The following is a 19,111-nucleotide window of genomic DNA, read 5'->3' as shown; positions in this document are numbered from 1 at the left end:
AGCTATCTTGTCGGCAGAAGCGCGGCTCAGCGCAGCGAGGCGGTGCGGAGCACGAAGGACTGGGTCGTCAGGAGGGCGGTCGCCGAGCCCGAGAAGCGGTCGCAGGTCATGCCCATCATCGGATCTTCCGAGAAGGTCATGACGACGGCGGCCTGCGGCTTCACGAAATGAGCCCGCATCATGGTCATGTCGGTGTCGCCAAGCACCGTGGTCAGCATGGCATTGCTGGCGCTCGGCGCCAGCATCACCACGCGCATCCAGATATCGTTGCCCTTGGCAGCCGAGATCCGCGCGGAGGTGGTTATCACGCCCTGGCTCGGTGCGCCCTTGGCAACGACGGTGTTGATTTCGGTGCTAGGGACCGCACCATTGCGCGTCGGGCGCACGTTGCGCGGGATCGGCGCGGTCGCTGCGACGATGTTTGCGCGATCGACCGGTGACGCCGCAGGCGCATAGGCCAGCGCCTTGTTGAAGTTTTCGGTTGTCGTGCTGGCAGTGGTCTGCGGATCGGTACCGCCGACCGCCTCGCGGGCCTTCAGCGCGGCTATCTGCGCCGCCGACGCCTGCTTCGGCGCCTCACCCTCGTCACCCCAGAAGCCGCGGGCATTGATGATGTCGGCAGGCGATTGCGGCGCGGTGTTCTCGGCCACCTGCACCACTTGCACCGCGGGCTTCGCCTTCGGCATCGGAACGAGTTGGGCGTCGGCGGCGGCGAGCTGGATGGCGGCGGCGAACTGCGGCTTGGCGCGCGGCAGCGGAACCGGATCGGCGGCTTTGGCGGGCGCGGCGGCGGCCACCACGGTGTTGGCGGCGGGCTTGTCGTTCACGCTGGCCGCGCCTTCGTCTTCATCGTCACTCGACTTGCCGCCACCGAACAGCTTCGCGAACAGGCTCGGCTTGCCGATGGTCGCGGCATCGTCACCATTGCCGCGGCGCTCGATATCGGCCTTGGCAAGCTCATAGCCCTTGAGCGGCGTGCCGTCGGTCGGGACATGGACGGTGCGGCCGTCGGGGAACACCCTGACCAGCTGATCGCGGGTCATGCGCGGCCAGTGGCGGATGCTGCCGGTGTCGAGATGGACGAACGGCGAGCCCGAGGTCGGATAGAAGCCGACGCCGCCGCGCTGCAGGCGGAGGCCGGCGTAGCGGATCTGCTCCAGCGGCACGCCCGGGATGAAGAAGTCCATCGCATGCCCCAGCATGTGCTGGCTGTGGCGCGCGACGCCCGAGGAGCGGCGGCGGAGCATGGCGTTGGTGGCAGGGGCGCGGTAGGCGGAGATGATCTGGATCGGCTGCTTGCCGCCGACGTCGTTATAGACGTCCCACAGGATGTCGAAGAGGTGACGGTCCATCACCGTTTCATCCTGGGAACGCCAGTCGCGCAGGAAGTGGTTGAGCTGCTTCAGCGCGCCTTCGTCGTAGCGGCCCTCGCGCTTGAAGGTGACGGTGAGGTCTTCGCCGGAATGGGTGTGGTGGAAGGAGAGGGTGCGGGTCTGGTTCAGCGCGGTGGCATCGTGCACCGATCCTGCGCCCGCCAACAGCAATAGCGCAGTCAGGCCGACTTGGTATCCGGCCTTAGGCAACGACAGCGGATTGCAGCGGCGTGCGAAGACAGCCAGCACTATGAGCCCACCCAGTCGACGAGCGTTCGGTCGGCATCTTTCGCAGACCCCCTGCGGAAGACGGTGAACGCTTTCTTAAAGCGGGAGGGTTAACCGAGGTTTACCGACCCGCCCCCAAGTTAGGCTTAACTAACTGGGCGACTGTGGCAAAAGATAGCCCTGCTCCCCGGCCGAGACCCGAAATGGTTAACGTAAATGATCTCGCCTTTTGAGCGAGATCGTTGATTTTGCTTCAAAATTTATCCCAATCGGGCGGCAATGCAGATTAGCGGGTGATCACCCGGCGCTGCTGCTGGGCCTGCCCGCGACGGATCGGCTGCGGCTCCGGCTGTCCGAATCCTCCGAACAGGCGCTCGAAGAAGTTTGGTCCGGAGGAGCCAAAGCCGTTGTCGCCGGCGACATTGACGCCGGCGGGCAGGCTGCTGCTCGGCGGACGCGAGTAGCTCGGCTGGGCGTGCGCCACTACCGTCTCGAGATCCTTGCCGCGGCCGTTCCTGAGCAGCGACAGCATGGCGGCGTCGCGGCCGTAAACGTCCCTGCGCAATTGCAGCTTGCCGGCATCGTCCACGAACGCGGTCTGGTAGGTGATGTTCACCGGGATCGGCGTCGGGAATTTCAGGTCGACCTCGCTCGAACCGTACATGCTGCGGATCCGCTCCGGCGTGTAGTGCTGGTTCGGCTCGGTAATGTTGAGCAGGACGGCTGCGTACTGATCGGGATTCTGCACGCGCATGCAGCCGTGGCTGAAAGCGCGCTCGTCCTTCGCGAACAGGTACTTGTCCGGCGTGTCGTGCTGATAGACCAGGAACTTGTTCGGGAAGTTGAAGCGAATGCGGCCGAGCGCGTTGGCTTCACCCGGCGGCTGCGAAATGTGGATCGAGCCGTCGCGGTTGCGCTCGAGCCTGAGGCCCATGCGCTGCAGCACCGTCGGATCCTGCTGCAGGGCCGGCAGGTATTCGTTGTAGATGATCGACGGCGGCACGTTCCAGGTCGGATTGACCGTGATGTACTTCATCGTCTCGGTCAAAAGCGGCGTGGCATGCTGGCCGGGCTTCCCGGTGACGACGCGGGTGGTCCAGACCGGCGCGCCGTTCTGCATCACCTTCAGCGTGTAGTCCGGGATGTTGAGGATCACATAGGCATTGCCGACACTGGCGGCGCCGAGCTGGCGCGGCAGCCAGCGCCAGCGCTCCATGTTGACGATCACGGTATCGATCTGCCGGTCGCGCTTCGGATTGTTCAGCGCCTTCACCGTGCGCTCGTCGAGAACGCCGGTCGGCTTGAGGTCGACGCTGCTCTGGAATTTCTCCACCGCCCGCGCGACCGTCGCGTCATACTTGGTGCTGTCGGCATCCTCGGTGATGCCGAGCTTGTTGCGCAGGTCCGGCACGCGCGGATCGTCCATCTCGACCGCGGCCTGCTTCTTGCGCGCCGGCAAATATTTCAGCGTCGGACCGTCCGCGATCGTGATGACCGGACCGTCGCCCTGGCCGCGCAACTCGGCGAGCTTCTTCTTCAGCTCCTTGTAGAGCTTCTGCGGCGGGTTGTAGCCGTCGAGCGCGGCGGAGGCGTCCTTGGCGGAGGTCACATTGGCGAACACTTCCGCCGGATCGATCGGGTGCTCCGGATAGAGAATGTCCGCCGACACCTGCGACCAGTGCATGCGGCCGCTCTGGGCCTGGCGGGCGTAGTCCAGCATGCTGGCGGCGAGCTTCAGCTCGGCGTCGGCCAGCGCGTCCGGCGAGGTCGCCGCGGCGAAATCCGGCACCGGATAGTCTGATGCATCGAGGCCGTCGGCGGCCGCGTCCTTCAGGCGGGCGATGACGCCCTTGCCGGCGTCGGTCAGCTTGCCGGCTTTGGTGAACACCGGCGCGTATTCGCGAGCCGAATAGAACTTCTCGGCCGCTGCGCGCTCGTTCTTGCGGTCAAAGCTACGCAGCGACTTGCTGGCGAGCAGTTCGCGCAGCTTGTCGGCAACCGGCTGATCCTCGGCAGCAACGTTGCTTGCCGCCTTCGCCGGTTCGCCCGCCGGCGCTGCGGCGGTCGCGGGAGCAGGAGCTGTGGTCGGCGCCGCTGCCGTTGCAGGCGCGGGGCTTGCGGCAGGCGCGGTGGCCGTTGCAGGGGCGGGGGTGGCCGCCGCCGGCGCGACGGCGGTATCGGTCTTTGGCGCGTCGGCGGGCTTCGTCGCCGGCGCGGTTACGGCATCGGCGGGCTTCGGCTCGACGGCCTTTGCAGTCGCGCTCGGCTCTGCCGGCTTGGCGTCGACCGGCTTTGTCTCAGCAGGCTTGGCTTCGGTGGCGTGCACATCCGCTGGCTTCACGTCGGCCGGCTTGGCTGCATCGGGCAGCGCGGCGGTGGTGTCGGCCTTGAAATCGCTTGCGGTGGGGGGCGGCACGTTGGCCGGTTCGGGGCGCGGGATCGCCGCGTCGATCGCGAGTTCCGAGGCGCTGGAGTGCGGCGTGTCCTGCGCGAAGGCCGCGGTCGCGGACACCGTGAGGAAGGTTGCCGCGACGGCCATCAATACGCGGTCAAATCCTCGACGGTTGTTCGAACAGTCACGCATCGTCACACCCCCTGGGTGAAACTGCCCCTCATCAAGCTGGAACAGTTCAAATCAGAATTTGGTTTCATAGCTTGCGCGAAAGCGCCGGCCTCTCGATCGACTCGCACGCCTGCACACAACGAACGCAGACGATACCTTTGCCCCTCTCATGCAGCCAGCGCCATGCGGGGCAACTCACGACAAACTGACCTCGAAGCAGCTGATTTCGCTCCGGGCTGTGCGTTTTTGCCACGCGGCACAGCCTTTGTCTGTCACCGCCACGACACGGTTCAAGAGGTTCCCTGGTGCGGCCTGTCGGCCTCGAGAGCTAAGTGGCGTCGCTTGCGCGCGCGCCGGCCGCAGCTTCGTCGAGCTTGCGATAGAGCGTCGAGCGGCCGATCTTGAGGCGGCGCGCGACCTCCGACATCTGTCCGCGATAATGCGAAATCGCGAAGCGGATGATCTCGTTCTCGAGATCTTCTAGAGGGCGCACCTCGCCCGCGGCATTGAGCATGGAAAGGCCGCCGGCGGTTGGCAGGGAGGCGACAACCGGTATTTCATTACCGGAAATCATGGCGGGGGCCGTGGAAGGCGACACCACGAGCGGCTCGCCCTGCAGCGATTTGCCGTCCGGCGCCGGATGCGCCGTTCCTTGCGGGAAATCGGCGAGCCCGAGCTGGTCGCCATCGCTCATCACCACGGCGCGATACACCGTGTTCTCGAGCTGGCGGATGTTGCCCGGCCAGTCGAGCTGCGAGAGGTGGGCCATCGCCTCGCCGCTGATGCCGGTGATGTTGCGGTTCTCCTCGGCGCAGAATCGCGCCAGGAAATGCCGCAGCAGATGCGGGATGTCTTCGCGCCGCTGTCGCAGCGCCGGAATGGTCAGCGGCAGCACGTGCAGGCGATAGAACAGGTCCTCACGGAACTGGCCGCCTTTCACGAGATCGAGCAGCTTGCGGTTGGTCGCCGAGATGATGCGAACATCGACCTTGACCGGCTTGCGGCCGCCGACCGCCTCGACGGTGCCTTCCTGCAGGGCGCGCAGCAATTTCACCTGCGTGGTCAGCGGCAATTCACCGACCTCGTCGAGGAACAGCGTGCCGCCATGCGCTTCGACGAACTTGCCCTGATGGCGCTCGGTGGCGCCGGTGAAGGCGCCCTTCTCGTGGCCGAACAGGATCGATTCGACGAGATTGTCCGGGATCGCGCCGCAATTCACCGCAACGAACGGCCTGGCCTTGCGCTCGCTGCTGCCGTGAATGGCGCGCGCGAACAGTTCCTTGCCGACGCCGGATTCGCCCTCGATCAGCACCGGGATCGTCGAGGACGCGGCCTTTTGCGCGGTGCGCAGCACCCCGGCCATCGCCTCGCTGCGGGTGATGATGTCGGAGAAGGTCAGCCGGCCCTCGCGGCTGTGGCGGATCCGCTGCAATTCGCCCTTAAGCGCCGAGGCGTTGAGGGCGTTGCGCAGGGAAACCTGCAGTCGCTCGAAGCCGACCGGCTTGACGACGAAATCCTGGGCACCGGCGCGCATCGCCGACACGACATTGTCGATGCCGCCATGCGCGGTCTGCACGATGACCGGGACGGTCAAACCAGCTTCACGAATTTTTGCGAGGACTCCGAGACCGTCGAGGCCCGGCATCACGAGGTCGAGCACGACGGCGTCAATCGCCTGCGTCTCGGATGCGGTCAGGGCCGCGATCGCCGCGTCGCCACTGTCCACGACGAGGGGCTCATAGCCGCACTTCTGCACCATGTTTTCAACCAAACGGCGCTGTACTGCGTCGTCATCGGCGATCAAAATGGTGGCAGCCATGGTTTTCCCCGCACGCTACGTTTATTTGTCTCGAATCGGGGCAATGTCGCCGATGCCGATTAACGCACTCTTAAATGTTGCAAACCCGCATTCATTCCGCCGCCGCTGACATCTTTCCGACTGAACTAAGGTTACGAACAAGATGACCTCGCGCTCCAAAACTGCATCCAACAAGTCTGCCCTCGGCAAGGCCGCTCTCCGCAAGGAAGCCGCGTTGCGCAAGACGGCCGCGCAACGCAAATCGTCCGCAGGCGGCCCGGCCGCGAAAAAGGCGGCCAGCAAGACCGGCAAGCTTCCGGAATGGAATCTGGCAGATCTCTACTCCGGTATCGATGCGCCTGAGGTCGCACGCGACTTGCAGAAAATGGACGCAGATTGCGTCGCGTTTGAGACCGACTACAAAGGCAAGCTTGCCGAAAATACCGCCAAGGAAGGCGGCGGAAGGTGGCTGGCCGAGGCGATCAGGCGCTATGAGGCGATCGACGATTTGGCTGGCCGTCTCGGCTCTTACGCCGGCCTGGTCCATGCCGGCGACAGCGTCGATCCCGCGATTTCGAAATTCTACGGCGATGTCTCCGAGCGGCTGACCGCCGCGTCGGTGCATCTGTTGTTCTTCTCGCTCGAGCTCAATCGCGTCGACGACGACGTGATCGAGCGCGCGATGGCCGAACCGGAGCTCGGCCATTACCGGCCGTGGATCGAGGATCTGCGCAAGGACAAGCCGTACCAGCTCGAGGATCGCGTCGAGCAGCTGTTCCACGAAAAGGCGCAAAGCGGCTACGCGGCCTGGAACCGGCTGTTCGACCAGACCATCTCCGGTCTGCGTTTCAAGGTCGGCGGCAAGGAGCTCGCGATCGAGCCGACGCTGAACCTGCTGCAGGACAAGGCGGGGGACAAGCGCAAGGCTGCCGCGCAGGCGCTCGCCAAGACCTTCAAGGACAATGAGCGCAGCTTCGCGCTGATCACCAACACGCTCGCCAAGGACAAGGAAATCTCCGACCGCTGGCGCGGCTTCCAAGATGTCGCAGATTCCCGCCATCTCAACAACCGCGTCGAGCGCGAGGTGGTCGATGCGCTGGTCGCCTCGGTGCGCGCGGCCTATCCGAAGCTGTCGCACCGCTATTACGCGCTGAAGGCCGGCTGGTTCAAAAAGAAGAAGCTGCCGCACTGGGACCGCAACGCCCCGCTGCCGTTCGCGGCGACCGGCACCATCGCCTGGCCCGAGGCGCGCAACATGGTGCTGTCGGCCTATAGTGGCTTCTCGCCCAAGATGGCCGCGATCGCGGAGCGCTTCTTCGACGATCGCTGGATCGATGCGCCGGTCCGTCCCGGCAAGGCGCCCGGCGCGTTCTCGCATCCGACCACGCCGTCGGCGCATCCCTATGTGCTGATGAACTATCAGGGCAAACCGCGCGACGTGATGACGCTGGCGCACGAGCTCGGTCATGGCGTCCATCAGGTGCTGGCGGCGAAGAACGGCGCGCTGATGGCGCCGACGCCGCTGACGCTGGCGGAAACCGCAAGCGTGTTCGGCGAGATGCTGACCTTCAAGCGGCTATTGTCCCAGACCAGGAACGCCAAGCAGCGCCAGGCGCTGCTCGCGGGCAAGGTCGAGGACATGATCAATACCGTGGTGCGGCAGATCGCGTTCTATTCATTCGAGCGCGCGGTTCATACCGAGCGCAAGAACGGCGAACTCACCGCCGAGCGGATAGGCCAGATCTGGCTCAGCGTGCAGGGCGAGAGCCTGGGGCCGGCGATCGAGATCAAGCCGGGCTACGAGAAGTTCTGGATGTACATTCCGCACTTCATCCACTCGCCGTTCTACGTCTATGCCTATGCGTTCGGGGATTGCCTCGTGAACTCGCTCTATGCGGTCTATGAGCACGCGTCCGAAGGCTTTGCGGAGCGCTATCTCGACATGCTCGCCGCCGGCGGCACCAAGCACTATTCCGAGCTGCTGCGGCCGTTCGGGCTCGACGCCAAGGACCCCAAATTCTGGGACGGCGGCCTGTCCGTCATCGCCGGCATGATCGACGAACTGGAGGCGATGGGCTGAGGCCCATCGGCGTTCCGGCCGGGCCGGGCAGCAGCCGGTCCCGTGCCAGTTTCGTTCGGCGTTTTTTGCGCCTGGCGGCATGATCGTTCCATGATGCCTGCGTTTGGGAGGGCAATCCTGCCGAGGGGCTGGCGCGGCGTCGTCGCTCGAACGTGGATCGGGGACGATTTGCGCTTCAAATCGCCCGATCGGGACCGCGCCGTTGCCCTGCCTATCCGTTTGCGGTAATGGCTCGCGGAGGAACGCGAATTTCTGACTGGGGACAGCGATGGCAGACCATAGCGAAGTGGCCTACACGACCGCCGACGGCAACGATTACGTGGCGCATGAGCAGACCTATGAAGGGTTTCTCATGCTGGTCAAATGGGGCACCATCAGCGTCGCCATTATTCTCGCCTTGATGGCCTATTTCCTGGTCTGATCCTTAGATCGGCTAGCGGCGCCGCCGTCCTGCGGCGGTGCCGGAATTTCCTGTCGAAACCCGGATCTAAAAACCGGGTATCCAAATCTGGCGAAAATAACGCTAGTTTGAAGACGCGTGCGCCGCTCGCGCCGCCGGAGGGCCCATGAAGATTGCCGTTGCCAAGGAAATTGATCCGTCCGAGCCGCGGGTTGCGGCCTCGCCCGATACCGTGAAGAAGTTCAGGGCACTCGGCGCCGAGGTCGCGGTCGAGCCGGGCGCGGGCATCAAGTCGGGCCTTCCCGATTCGGAGTTCACCGCGGTTGGCGCCACCGTCAGCGCGGACGCGCTCAAGGACGCCGACATCATCATCAAGGTGAAGCGGCCGGAAGCCTCCGAACTGTCCAAATACAAGCGCGGCGCGCTCGTCATCGCGATCATGGATCCCTACGGCAACGAGGCCGCGCTGAAGGTGATGGCCGATGCCGGCGTGTCCGCCTTCGCGATGGAATTGATGCCGCGCATCACCCGCGCGCAGGTGATGGACGTCTTGTCCTCGCAGGCCAATCTGGCCGGCTACCGCGCCGTGATCGAGGGCGCCGAGGCCTTTGGCCGCGCCTTCCCGATGATGATGACCGCCGCCGGCACCGTTCCGGCCGCCAAGGTGTTCGTGATGGGCGTTGGCGTCGCCGGCCTGCAGGCGATCGCGACCGCGCGGCGGCTCGGGGCCGTCGTCACCGCGACCGACGTGCGCCCGGCCACCAAGGAACAGGTCGAATCGCTCGGCGCGAAATTCCTCGCCGTCGAGGACGAGGAATTCAAGAACGCGCAGACCGCCGGCGGCTACGCCAAGGAAATGTCCAAGGAGTACCAGGCCAAGCAGGCCGCGCTGACCGCTGAGCACATCAAGAAGCAGGACATCGTGATCACGACCGCGCTGATCCCCGGCCGTCCGGCACCAATGCTCGTCACCGGCGAGATGGTGAAATCGATGAAGCCCGGCTCGGTGCTGGTCGATCTCGCGGTCGAGCGCGGCGGCAATGTCGAGGGCGCGAGGCCCGGCGAAGTGGTCGAGACCGATGGCATCAAGATCGTCGGCTACACCAATGTCGCAGGCCGTGTTGCGGCGTCGGCCTCGGGGCTCTACGCGCGCAACCTGTTCTCGTTCATCGAGACGATGGTCGACAAGGCCAACAAGGCGCTCGCGGTCAATTGGGACGACGAACTGGTGAAGGCCACCGCGCTGACCAAGGACGGCGCCGTCATCCATCCCAACTTCCAGCCGAAGTAAGGAGAGAAGCCATGGAGCATCTCGCGCAGGCCGTCGATCCGTTCGTGTTCCGGCTGTCGATTTTCGTGCTCGCCGTGTTTGTCGGCTATTTCGTGGTGTGGTCGGTGACGCCGGCGCTGCATACGCCGCTGATGAGCGTGACCAACGCGATCTCGTCGGTGATCGTGGTCGGCGCGCTGCTTGCGGTCGGCGTCGGCATGGTCTCGAGCGGTTCGGGCTGGGCCCGCGGCTTCGGCTTCGTCGCGCTGATCTTCGCCTGCGTGAACATCTTCGGCGGCTTCCTGGTCACCCAGCGCATGCTCGCGATGTACAAGAAGAAAGCCAAGTGAGCGGCAATCACCTCGGGGTGATGAGGATTTTGGGGGACCTGAGATGAGCGCCAATCTCTCTGCACTGTTGTATCTCGTGGCGGGGGTGCTGTTCATCCTGTCGCTGCGCGGCCTGTCGAGCCCGGCGTCGTCGCGCCAGGGCAACATGTTCGGCATGATCGGCATGGCGATCGCCGTCGGCACCACGCTGGCGAGCCATCCGCCGGCCGACGGCGTGGCCTGGCTGCTGGTGATCCTCGCGGTCGCGATCGGCGGCGGCATCGGCGCCGTCATCGCGCGCCGGGTGCCGATGACCTCGATGCCCGAGCTCGTCGCCGCGTTCCACTCGCTGGTCGGCATGGCCGCGGTGCTGGTCGCCGCCGGTGCGTTCTATGCGCCCGAGGCGTTCGACATCGGCACGCCCGGCAACATTCATCCGCAGAGCCTGGTCGAGATGTCGCTCGGCGTCGCGATCGGCGCCCTGACCTTCACCGGCTCGGTGATCGCGTTCCTGAAGCTGTCGGCACGGATGAGCGGCGCGCCGATCATCCTGCCGTTCCGCCACGTCATCAACATCGTGCTGGCGCTGGCGCTGGTGTTCTTCATCGTCGGCCTCGTGATGAGCGGCAGCGCGCTCGACTTCTGGCTGATCACCATCATCGCGCTGGCGCTCGGCGTGCTGATGATCATCCCGATCGGCGGCGCCGACATGCCGGTCGTGATCTCGATGCTGAACTCGTACTCCGGCTGGGCCGCGGCCGGCATCGGCTTCACGCTCGGCAATTCGGCGCTGATCATCACCGGCGCGCTGGTCGGCTCCTCCGGCGCGATCCTGTCCTACATCATGTGCCACGCGATGAACCGCTCGTTCATCTCGGTGATCCTCGGTGGCTTCGGCGGCGAGACCGCCGCGGCCGGCGGCGGCTCGGGCGAGCAGAAGCCCGCCAAGCTCGGCTCGGCGGATGACGCCGCCTTCATCATGAAGAACGCCTCGAAGGTCATCATCGTGCCCGGCTACGGCATGGCGGTGGCGCAGGCCCAGCACGCGCTGCGCGAGATGGCCGACATCCTGAAGAAGGAAGGCGTCGAGGTGAAATACGCCATTCACCCGGTGGCGGGCCGCATGCCCGGCCACATGAACGTGCTGCTGGCCGAGGCCAACGTGCCCTATGACGAGGTGTTCGAGCTCGAGGACATCAACTCGGAGTTCGCCCAGGCCGACATCGCCTTCGTGATCGGCGCCAACGACGTCACCAACCCGGCGGCGGAAGAGGACAAGACCTCGCCGATCTACGGCATGCCGGTGCTGCAGGTCTGGAAGGCCGGCACCGTGATGTTCATCAAGCGCTCGCTCGCCTCGGGCTATGCCGGCATCGACAACCCGCTATTCTACCGCGACAACACCATGATGTTGCTCGGCGACGCCAAGAAGGTCACCGAGAACATCGTCAAGGCGATGTAAGGCGGTATCGATGGCGCTGAACCGGGAGTGGCATCGAGCGCATCGCATGCCGCTCCAGGCGACGCGCGAGCAGCGCATCAAGTGGCACGTCGCGCATGCGGCGGCGTGCGCGTGCCGACCGGTCCCCGACAGCATCAAGGCGGACGTCGAGAAGCTGCTCAAGCTCCACGGCAAGACATAGCCGCGGCCACCGCTGATGGCACTGGCACTCGCAATCCTGAAATGGTTCCTGATCGCCGCGGTCGTCGTCTATCTCGGCGGGCTCGCGGTGCTCTACGTCAAGCAGCGCGAGCTGCTGTTTCCGATCCCGCCGGTCGGACGGACTGCGCCGGCAGCCGCGGGCCTTCCCGAAGCGGAAGAGCATGTCCTGACCACGGGCGACGGCGAGAAGGTCATCGTCTGGCACGTGCCGGCGAAGCCGGGCCGGCCCGTCGTGCTGTTCTTTCATGGCAACGGCGATTTCCTTGCCGGGCGCGTGGCGCGCTTCAAGGCCATCACGGCCGACGGCAGCGGGCTGGTGGCGCTGTCCTTTCGGGGTTACGCAGGGTCGAGCGGGTCTCCGAGCGAGCAAGGACTGCTGCAGGACGCCGCAGCGGCTTACGCCTTCACCATCGCGCGCTACCGCGCCGAGCAGATCGTGGCCTGGGGTTTCTCGCTCGGCAGCGGCGTTGCGGTCGCGCTCGCCGCCGAACATCCGCTCGGCAAGCTGATCCTCGAGGCGCCCTATACGTCGACGGCCGACGTCGCCGGCGCGCATTTCTGGTATGTGCCGGTCAGCCTCCTGATGCGCGATCAATTCCACTCCGACCGGCTCATCGCGCAGGTCAAGGCGCCGCTCCTGATCATGCATGGCACCGACGATCCGGTGATCCCGATTCGCTTCGGCGAGCGCCTGTTCGATCTCGCCCATGAGCCCAAGCAATTCGTGCGACTGCCCGGTGGCGGGCACGACAATCTCGACGATTTCGGTGCGATGGCGACGGCGCGGCGGTTTATCGGCGCCGCAAGAGGCTGACGGCGGCGATTGTCTGTCGCATAATCGCGCCACCGAAGTGAGGGGACCCCACGATGAGTGCACACGGACCGATGCCGCGGTCGGCCTGGCTGTATCCCGTTTTGGCGGTGCTGTTGTTTGCCGCGGTCACGGCCACCGGTTACAGCTTCGCGCCATCGGCCGGGGGCTGGGTGTTTGCGGCGGTGCTGCTGGTCATTCTGTTCGGCACCGTGTTCGCGGCGGTCCACCATGCCGAGATGATAGCCGAGCGGATCGGCGAGCCGTTCGGCACATTGCTGCTGACGCTCGCGGTGACGATCATCGAGGTGGCGCTGATCTCGACCATCATGCTGGGCGAAACGCCGGCGCCGACCCTGGCCCGCGACACGGTGTTTGCGGTGGTGATGATCGTCTGCAACGGTCTGGTCGGGCTCTGCATCTTCATCGGCGGCTTGCGCTACAAGGAGCAGGATTTCCAGATCACCGGCGCCAACCTTTATCTCAGCGTGCTGTTCGTGCTCGCGACCATCACGCTCGATATGCCCAATTTCACGCTGACCTCTCCGGGCCCGGTGTTTTCCACGGCCCAGCTCGCCGTGGTCAGCATAGTGACCGTGCTGCTCTATGCGGTGTTCCTCTACACCCAGACCATCCGTCACCGCGATTATTTCGTCAGCGGCGCCAATGAGGCGGCGGCGCATGGTGAGGTGATGTCGGACCGCATGACGGCGATCAGCGTTGCGCTGCTGCTGGTCTCGCTGCTGGCGGTGGTGCTGCTGGCGAAGAAATTCTCGCTGGTGGTCGATGTCGTCACCGTCAAGATCGGCGCGCCGCCGGCCTTTGCCGGCCTGGTGGTGGCGGCCCTGATCCTGTTGCCGGAGAGCGTTGCCGCCGTGTCGGCGGCGCGCAAGAACGACCTGCAGAAGAGCATCAACCTTGCGCTCGGCTCGTCGATCGCCACCATCGGGCTTACGGTTCCCGCGGTGGCCGTAGCCGCCTATGCGCTCGACAAGCAATTGGTGCTCGGGCTCAGCAACCAGCATATGCTGATCCTGCTGCTCACCTTCATGGTCAGCATGCTCACCTTCGGAACCGGCCGCACCAACATCCTGTTCGGGCTGGTTCACATGGTGGTGTTCGCCGTGTTCGTGTTCATGGTTTTCGTGCCGTAGAGCATGATCCGCTTAAAAAAAATTGGAGAAAATGACGATGCTCAGTGCCAAATCGGATGTGCAGGTGGATACGGCGGAAGTCCGGGTGACCGAATGGCGCCTCGCGCCGGGCAGCGCCACCGGCCACCACACCCATGAGATGGACTATGTCATCGTTCCGATCACGGCGGGCGAGATGACGATCGTGGCGCCGAACGGCGAGCGCTCGAAGGCGCAGCTCGGAGCCGGCAAATCCTATTTCCGCAAGGCCGGGGTCCAGCACGACGTGCTCAACGAGACGGCCAGCGAGATCGTGTTCCTCGAGGTCGAACTCAAGCCCTGACGCGGCGCGAGAACCAAGCAAGGAACCCTGCACCCGCCGAATGGCAGGTCCGAGCCGGTGCGGCTGTGGAAATTCATAACCCGTTAACGGCTGCGCGATGATCTAGCAGGCGGATGCGGCCTGCGCAGGGGACGCCTCCGGCTGAAACCAAAGCGACACCAAAGGTGACGTCGGAACGGGGGTTTGCCACCGATCCGACGCAGTTGATCCCTGAATGTGCCTCAAAGTTCCAGCATGTAATAGCGGGGTGGGGAGTGGCAGGTCATGCTGAGTTACCTGAAGAAATTTGTGATGGACATCTTACCCTCGGTGGCAGCGACCATCATCGGGGCGTACATCGTTAATCACTACATCGTGGCCAAGCCGGAAGCACCGTCAGCCGCAGCCTTGACCGCCGCAGTCGATCCCAAGGCAAATCCCAAGGCAGATCCGAAAGCCGCCGCCAAGCCCGCCACCGTCGTCAGCAGCCTCCCCGAAGCCGGCGTGAAGGCCAAGGGCATGTCCGAGCGCACGCTGATCGAGCGGTCGGCGTCCGAGAAGGCTACCGTCACCGAGAAGCCCGCCGAGAAATCGGCCGACCCCAAATCGGCCGATGTGAAGCCTGACGTGCCGGCCGATACCGCCAGCATCCCGGCCGACACCCGCCATCATCCGGCGGCGCCGAAGGCCGTCGCGAAGGTCGCGCCCGCCGCGCCGCAGCCGGCCGCGCCCGCGACGTCAGCCGCGCCGGTCGAGGCTGCTGTGACGCCCGAGGAAAGCCGCGACGCCAACGACCTCGCACGCGCCGCCATCGAGCGGCTGCGCAAGGAGCGTCCGCAGGAGGCGGCGCGGTCCCAGGATGCCACGCGCACCGATCTCGCCCGCCTGCCTGAGGCGCAGCGTCCGGCAGCCACGTCGGCGATCCGGCCGTTGCCGCCGCCGATCATGGTGTCGAGCCCGTCCACTGACAATGTCGATCAATCCTCGCAGCCGCGTCCGCCCTATGCCGCCGGCGGCCAGGATTCCAACCGGCTGACGCCGCCGGCCGACATTCCGGTCCCGGTGGTGCAGGCCCCGCTCGACCTGCGCGCCGAGGCGATCATGCCGGCGCAGAAGAACGAGCGCACGTCGGTGACCGACGACATGTTGTCCGGCATGAAGTCGATGTTCCACGCCGTCCTGCCGAAGTAGCCGCAGCGCCGCTCGATCGTTTCTGACGGATTGTCTTCACGCCAAGGGCTAGCCGCCGGTGCGCGCCAGCCCGCTGCGCGCATTGCCGTCGCTTGGCCGCAGCGCGAGCGCGCGATTGTAGGACGCCGCCGCCTTGGCCTTGTCGCCGAGCCGCTCATAGGCCTGGCCGCGCGTGCTCCACGCCCCAACATTGCCGGGATCGGCCTGCACGGCCTCGTCGAGATCGCTGGCGGCCTGCTTGGCCTTGTCGAGCGCGAGGTAGCTGGTGGCACGGCCGACCAGGGGCTCGGCCCTCTGCGGCGACAGCCCGCTGGCTGCCGTGAAATCGTCGATCGCCTGCTGATGCTGTCCGCGGCCCTGATAGATCAGGGCGCGGCCGTAGAGCGCCTGGATGTTGTAAGGGTCGGCCGCCAGCGCCTGTTCGAACTCCGCCATCGCCTCGTCGAGCTTGCCGGAGCGCGCCAGCGCCTGCGCACGCGTGGTGTGATCCTTGGCGCTGTTGACGTCTTGCGGGGTGATGGTGTCGGCGGCGGGCTTGTCGGCGGTGGCAGCGGGCTTCGGCTTGTCGTCCGAGGAGCCCCATGAACCGAGGTCGAAGGAGCAGCCTGCGAGCGGCAGGCCGAGAAGCACTGCAATGATGACGAGATGCGGCGCGCAACGGCGCTGCGCGGGTCCTGGAAAGGGCGGGCGGGCTACCGGATCAGCTGTCATGCAAAATGCTCTTGCCGGTCGTTTTGCATGGGTACCCCGGAACGCGGCGTGCTTCAAAACGACAACGCGGGCCCGTGGCCCGCGCTGTTAGACTTCCATATCGGCAAAACGGTTCAGCGAGGGCCGCGACCGGCGCCTGCACCGCCCGGACGGCCGCCGCGGTCGCCACCGGGGCCAGCGCCGAACACCGGCTTCGGCTTCATCGGCAGCAGGCCTTCGCGCTGCAGCTTCTTGCGCGCCAGCTTGCGCGCGCGGCGCACGGCTTCGGCCTTTTCGCGGGCCTTCTTCTCAGACGGTTTTTCGTAGTGACCGCGGAGCTTCATCTCGCGGAAAATGCCCTCGCGCTGCATCTTCTTCTTCAGCGCCTTCAGGGCTTGGTCGACATTGTTATCGCGGACGAGAACCTGCACGCGGCATCCTCTTTTGAATTGATCGGTTCGGAATCTGGCGAGGTGAAGGGACGGCAAAAGGCCTGCCTCTTAACCCTAGGCGCGCGCATGTATCAGACAAACGCGCAGATGTCCACCGGTCGAGTGACTTTCGGGCCTAGTAAAGCCACGAAATAGGGCGAAAATGCCATTGTGCGGCCCTGATTTGGGTGGTTTGGCGCCCAGATGAGGGCCGCTCCCGGCGTTTTGGATAACCCGGACATTGGAAATAGGGGAGATGCGAGATGGAGATGAAGAAATACGCTGCCGAGGCCATCGGTACGTTCTGGCTCACATTCGCTGGTTGCGGCAGCGCGGTGATCGCGGCCGGCTTTCCGCAGGTCGGGATCGGCCTGGTCGGCGTGTCACTGGCCTTCGGGCTGAGCGTGGTGACCATGGCCTATGCGATCGGCCATATCTCGGGTTGCCACCTCAACCCGGCGGTGACGGTCGGGCTCGCCGCGGGTGGGCGTTTCCCGGGCGGCCAGGTGCTGCCCTACATCATCGCGCAGGTTGTGGGCGCAATCATCGCGGCCTGGCTGCTCTATGTGATCGCGAGCGGCGCGCCCGGCTTCGATGTCAGCAAGGGCTTTGCCTCCAACGGCTATGACGCGCACTCACCCGGCCAGTACAACATGGTGGTGTGCTTCATCACCGAGGTGGTGATGACCATGATGTTCCTGTTCATCATCATGGGATCGACCCATGGCAAGGCGCCCGCCGGCTTCGCGCCGCTCGCCATCGGCCTCGCGCTGGTGATGATCCATCTCGTCAGCATTCCCGTCACCAACACCTCGGTGAACCCGGCGCGCAGCACCGGGCCGGCGCTGTTCGTCGGCGGCTGGGCGCTGGGGCAGCTCTGGCTGTTCTGGGTCGCACCCCTGATCGGCGGTGCGCTCGGCGGCGTGATCTATCGCTGGCTCAGCGACGAGCCGACCGGCATCGTCGCCGGCGCGAAGACGGCGTGATCGGCGAGAGCGTTTTCGAGCGAAGTGGACGCCGGTTCGCGTGAAGAAAACGGGTAAACAAAAATCCAGAGCATCGGTTCTGATTCAATCAGAACCGTTGCTCTAATGGATCGTGGTTGCCACGATCCCATTTCCATCGATGCGACGAAGGCGGCTATCGGCCGCGTGTGGAATTATCCCTTGCGGGCCGGCGTCACTTCGGTGACGTGTCCCATCTTGCGGCCGGGGCGCGGCGTGCCCTTGCCGTACAGATGCACTGTGGCGCCGGGAACGGTGAGCCACTGCTCGTAGCTCAGGATGTCGTCGCCGATCAGGTTGGTCATGACGACGTCGCCGTGGCGCACCGGCTTGCCCAGCGGCCAGCCGGCGATCGCGCGGATGTGCTGCTCGAACTGTGAGATCGAGGCGCCGTCGAGCGTCCAGTGACCGGAATTGTGCACGCGCGGCGCGATCTCATTGACCAGCACCGTCGCCTTGCTGCCGTTGCCGGGCACCGCGAACATCTCCACCGCGAGCACGCCGACATAGTCGAGCGCCGAGGCGATCTCTTCGGCGATCGCGCGCGCCTGCACGGCAAGCTCATCGGTGATCGCGGCCGGCGCGCGGGAAATTTTCAGGATGTGGTCGCGATGCTCGTTCTCGGTGACGTCGAAGCATTCGACTTCGCCGGATGCGGAGCGGGCCGCGATCACCGAGATCTCGCGCTCGAACGGCACGAAGGCCTCGAGGATCGCCGACTTGGTGCCAAGGTCCTCCCAGACCTGTTCGAGGTCATCGCCCTCGCGGATGATGGCCTGGCCCTTGCCGTCATAGCCGAAGCGGCGGGTCTTGATCACCGCGGGCAGGCCGATGCGTTCGATTGCCGTGCGCAGCGTGCCGACCGAGGACACGTCGGCGTAGTCGGCCGTGCCGATGCCGAGCTTGCTGATGAAATCCTTCTCGATCAGCCGGTCCTGCGTGGTCTCCAGGATCTTGTAGGCCGGCAGCACCGGGCGCCGCGCGGCGAGCACCATCGCGGTCGCGGCCGGGACATTCTCGAACTCATAGGTGACGACGTCGACATCGTTGGCGAACAGTTCGAGCGCCTCGACGTCGGCATATTCCGCGCAGGTCGCGTTCTGCACCACGTCGAACGCCGGGGAGTCCGGATCCGGCGAAAACACCTGGCAGCGGAGCCCGAGGCGCGCCGCGGCCATCGCCAGCATCCGGCCCAATTGTCCGCCGCCGAGGATTCCAATGGTGTCGCCCGGCTTCAGCTTCACTGCGTTCGAAGCCGTCACGCCGCGCCCTCCGGATGCTCGTTGACCGCGTCGGTCTGCTGCTTGCGCCAGGCCGCAAGGCGGGCCGACAGAGCCGGATCGTTGAGTGCGAGCACGCTCGCCGCGAGCAACGCGGCATTGATCGCGCCGGCCTTGCCGATTGCCAGCGTTCCGACCGGGACGCCGGCCGGCATCTGCACGATCGAATAGAGCGAATCGACGCCCGACAGAGCCTTCGACTCGACGGGAACCCCGAACACCGGAAGCTCCGTCAGCGCGGCCGTCATGCCCGGCAGATGGGCGGCGCCGCCGGCGCCGGCAATGATCACCTTGTGGCCGGCTGCCTTGGCGCCCTTGGCAAAGGCATAGAGCCGATCCGGGGTGCGGTGGGCCGAAACGATGCGCGTTTCGCAGGCCACGCCGAGCGCAGCCAGCGTCTCGGCGGCATGGCGCATGGTTTCCCAGTCGGACTGACTTCCCATGATGATGGCGATCGGAGCGGTCATCTCTTCAATTCTGTGCAGGAATCCAAAAGCATAGGCCGATTATAGGGACGGCCCGGGCGTCATCCAAGGCGTGGCAAG

18 protein-coding genes are annotated in these 19,111 nt (G+C 65.4%); 11 read left to right on the top strand and 7 right to left on the bottom strand.

Going from position 1 to position 19,111, the window contains the following annotated elements; translation table 11 throughout:
• Positions 1-26: 26 nt before the first annotated feature.
• The 3 genes from ACVI1L_RS08090 to ACVI1L_RS08080 all read right to left on the bottom strand — a co-directional run bounded on the left by ACVI1L_RS08090 (position 27) and on the right by ACVI1L_RS08080 (position 5,983).
• Positions 27-1,622 carry a DUF882 domain-containing protein gene (locus tag ACVI1L_RS08090; RefSeq protein WP_253625391.1) on the bottom strand — a complete coding sequence of 532 codons (1,596 nt, stop codon included), beginning with the start codon at positions 1,620-1,622 and terminating at the stop codon, positions 27-29.
• Positions 1,623-1,887: 265 nt separating this feature from the next.
• Positions 1,888-4,185 (bottom strand): L,D-transpeptidase scaffold domain-containing protein, encoded by a 2,298-nt coding sequence (locus tag ACVI1L_RS08085; protein WP_456782634.1) that lies wholly within the window; start codon positions 4,183-4,185, stop codon positions 1,888-1,890.
• A 307-nt stretch (positions 4,186-4,492) separates the two neighbouring features.
• Positions 4,493-5,983 (bottom strand): sigma-54-dependent transcriptional regulator, encoded by a 1,491-nt coding sequence (locus ACVI1L_RS08080; RefSeq protein WP_456782633.1) that lies wholly within the window; start codon positions 5,981-5,983, stop codon positions 4,493-4,495.
• 142 nt (positions 5,984-6,125) lie between these two features.
• On the opposite strand from ACVI1L_RS08080, the gene ACVI1L_RS08075 reads away from it, so the two are divergent.
• The 10 genes from ACVI1L_RS08075 (at position 6,126) to ACVI1L_RS08030 (ending at position 15,161) form a co-directional block, all read left to right on the top strand.
• Positions 6,126-8,042, top strand: coding sequence for a M3 family oligoendopeptidase (locus ACVI1L_RS08075; protein WP_456782632.1), 1,917 nt, complete (start codon positions 6,126-6,128; stop codon positions 8,040-8,042).
• A 268-nt stretch (positions 8,043-8,310) separates the two neighbouring features.
• Positions 8,311-8,463, top strand: a complete 153-nt coding sequence (locus ACVI1L_RS08070) for an aa3-type cytochrome c oxidase subunit IV (RefSeq protein ID WP_092080774.1) — start codon at positions 8,311-8,313, stop codon at positions 8,461-8,463.
• A 145-nt stretch (positions 8,464-8,608) separates the two neighbouring features.
• On the top strand, positions 8,609-9,733 hold the full coding sequence (locus tag ACVI1L_RS08065; RefSeq protein ID WP_057019008.1) for a Re/Si-specific NAD(P)(+) transhydrogenase subunit alpha: 1,125 nt from the start codon (positions 8,609-8,611) through the stop codon (positions 9,731-9,733).
• A gap of 11 nt (positions 9,734-9,744) precedes the next feature.
• Positions 9,745-10,062, top strand: a complete 318-nt coding sequence (locus ACVI1L_RS08060) for a proton-translocating transhydrogenase family protein (protein ID WP_016841609.1) — start codon at positions 9,745-9,747, stop codon at positions 10,060-10,062.
• Positions 10,063-10,105: 43 nt separating this feature from the next.
• Positions 10,106-11,503: an NAD(P)(+) transhydrogenase (Re/Si-specific) subunit beta gene (locus tag ACVI1L_RS08055; protein WP_076828040.1), complete on the top strand. Its 1,398-nt coding sequence runs from the start codon at positions 10,106-10,108 to the stop codon at positions 11,501-11,503.
• A gap of 10 nt (positions 11,504-11,513) precedes the next feature.
• Complete coding sequence (locus ACVI1L_RS08050) at positions 11,514-11,684, top strand: hypothetical protein (protein ID WP_200844487.1); 171 nt, start codon at positions 11,514-11,516, stop codon at positions 11,682-11,684.
• 15 nt (positions 11,685-11,699) lie between these two features.
• On the top strand, positions 11,700-12,518 hold the full coding sequence (locus ACVI1L_RS08045) for an alpha/beta hydrolase (protein WP_456782631.1): 819 nt from the start codon (positions 11,700-11,702) through the stop codon (positions 12,516-12,518).
• A gap of 53 nt (positions 12,519-12,571) precedes the next feature.
• Positions 12,572-13,669: a calcium:proton antiporter gene (locus ACVI1L_RS08040; protein WP_057019011.1), complete on the top strand. Its 1,098-nt coding sequence runs from the start codon at positions 12,572-12,574 to the stop codon at positions 13,667-13,669.
• A 37-nt stretch (positions 13,670-13,706) separates the two neighbouring features.
• A complete protein-coding gene (locus ACVI1L_RS08035) occupies positions 13,707-13,991 on the top strand; it encodes a cupin domain-containing protein (protein WP_028340624.1) in 285 nt (94 codons plus the stop codon).
• A 264-nt stretch (positions 13,992-14,255) separates the two neighbouring features.
• A complete protein-coding gene (locus ACVI1L_RS08030; RefSeq protein WP_456782630.1) occupies positions 14,256-15,161 on the top strand; it encodes a hypothetical protein in 906 nt (301 codons plus the stop codon).
• A 48-nt stretch (positions 15,162-15,209) separates the two neighbouring features.
• Here the strand turns inward: ACVI1L_RS08030 and ACVI1L_RS08025 are convergent, their stop codons facing one another.
• Positions 15,210-15,872: a tetratricopeptide repeat protein gene (locus ACVI1L_RS08025; protein ID WP_456782629.1), complete on the bottom strand. Its 663-nt coding sequence runs from the start codon at positions 15,870-15,872 to the stop codon at positions 15,210-15,212.
• Positions 15,873-15,985: 113 nt separating this feature from the next.
• The gene (rpsU, locus tag ACVI1L_RS08020) at positions 15,986-16,282 is read right to left on the bottom strand and encodes a 30S ribosomal protein S21 (protein WP_021078544.1); all 297 of its coding nucleotides are present in this window, start codon (positions 16,280-16,282) and stop codon (positions 15,986-15,988) included.
• 263 nt (positions 16,283-16,545) lie between these two features.
• Here rpsU and aqpZ point away from each other — a divergent pair, with 263 nt between their 5' ends.
• On the top strand, positions 16,546-17,268 hold the full coding sequence (gene aqpZ / locus ACVI1L_RS08015; RefSeq protein WP_057019013.1) for an aquaporin Z: 723 nt from the start codon (positions 16,546-16,548) through the stop codon (positions 17,266-17,268).
• 173 nt (positions 17,269-17,441) lie between these two features.
• Here the strand turns inward: aqpZ and ACVI1L_RS08010 are convergent, their stop codons facing one another.
• Together ACVI1L_RS08010 and purE are read right to left on the bottom strand one after the other, a co-directional pair.
• The gene (locus ACVI1L_RS08010; RefSeq protein ID WP_076829604.1) at positions 17,442-18,548 is read right to left on the bottom strand and encodes a 5-(carboxyamino)imidazole ribonucleotide synthase; all 1,107 of its coding nucleotides are present in this window, start codon (positions 18,546-18,548) and stop codon (positions 17,442-17,444) included.
• A complete protein-coding gene (purE, locus tag ACVI1L_RS08005) occupies positions 18,545-19,033 on the bottom strand; it encodes a 5-(carboxyamino)imidazole ribonucleotide mutase (RefSeq protein ID WP_028335999.1) in 489 nt (162 codons plus the stop codon). Before purE ends, ACVI1L_RS08010 begins: the two co-directional genes overlap by 4 nt.
• Positions 19,034-19,111 lie beyond the last annotated feature (78 nt).

This window comes from Bradyrhizobium sp. USDA 4516 (assembly GCF_054055915.1).
This window is presented reverse-complemented; position numbering and strand designations above follow the sequence as displayed.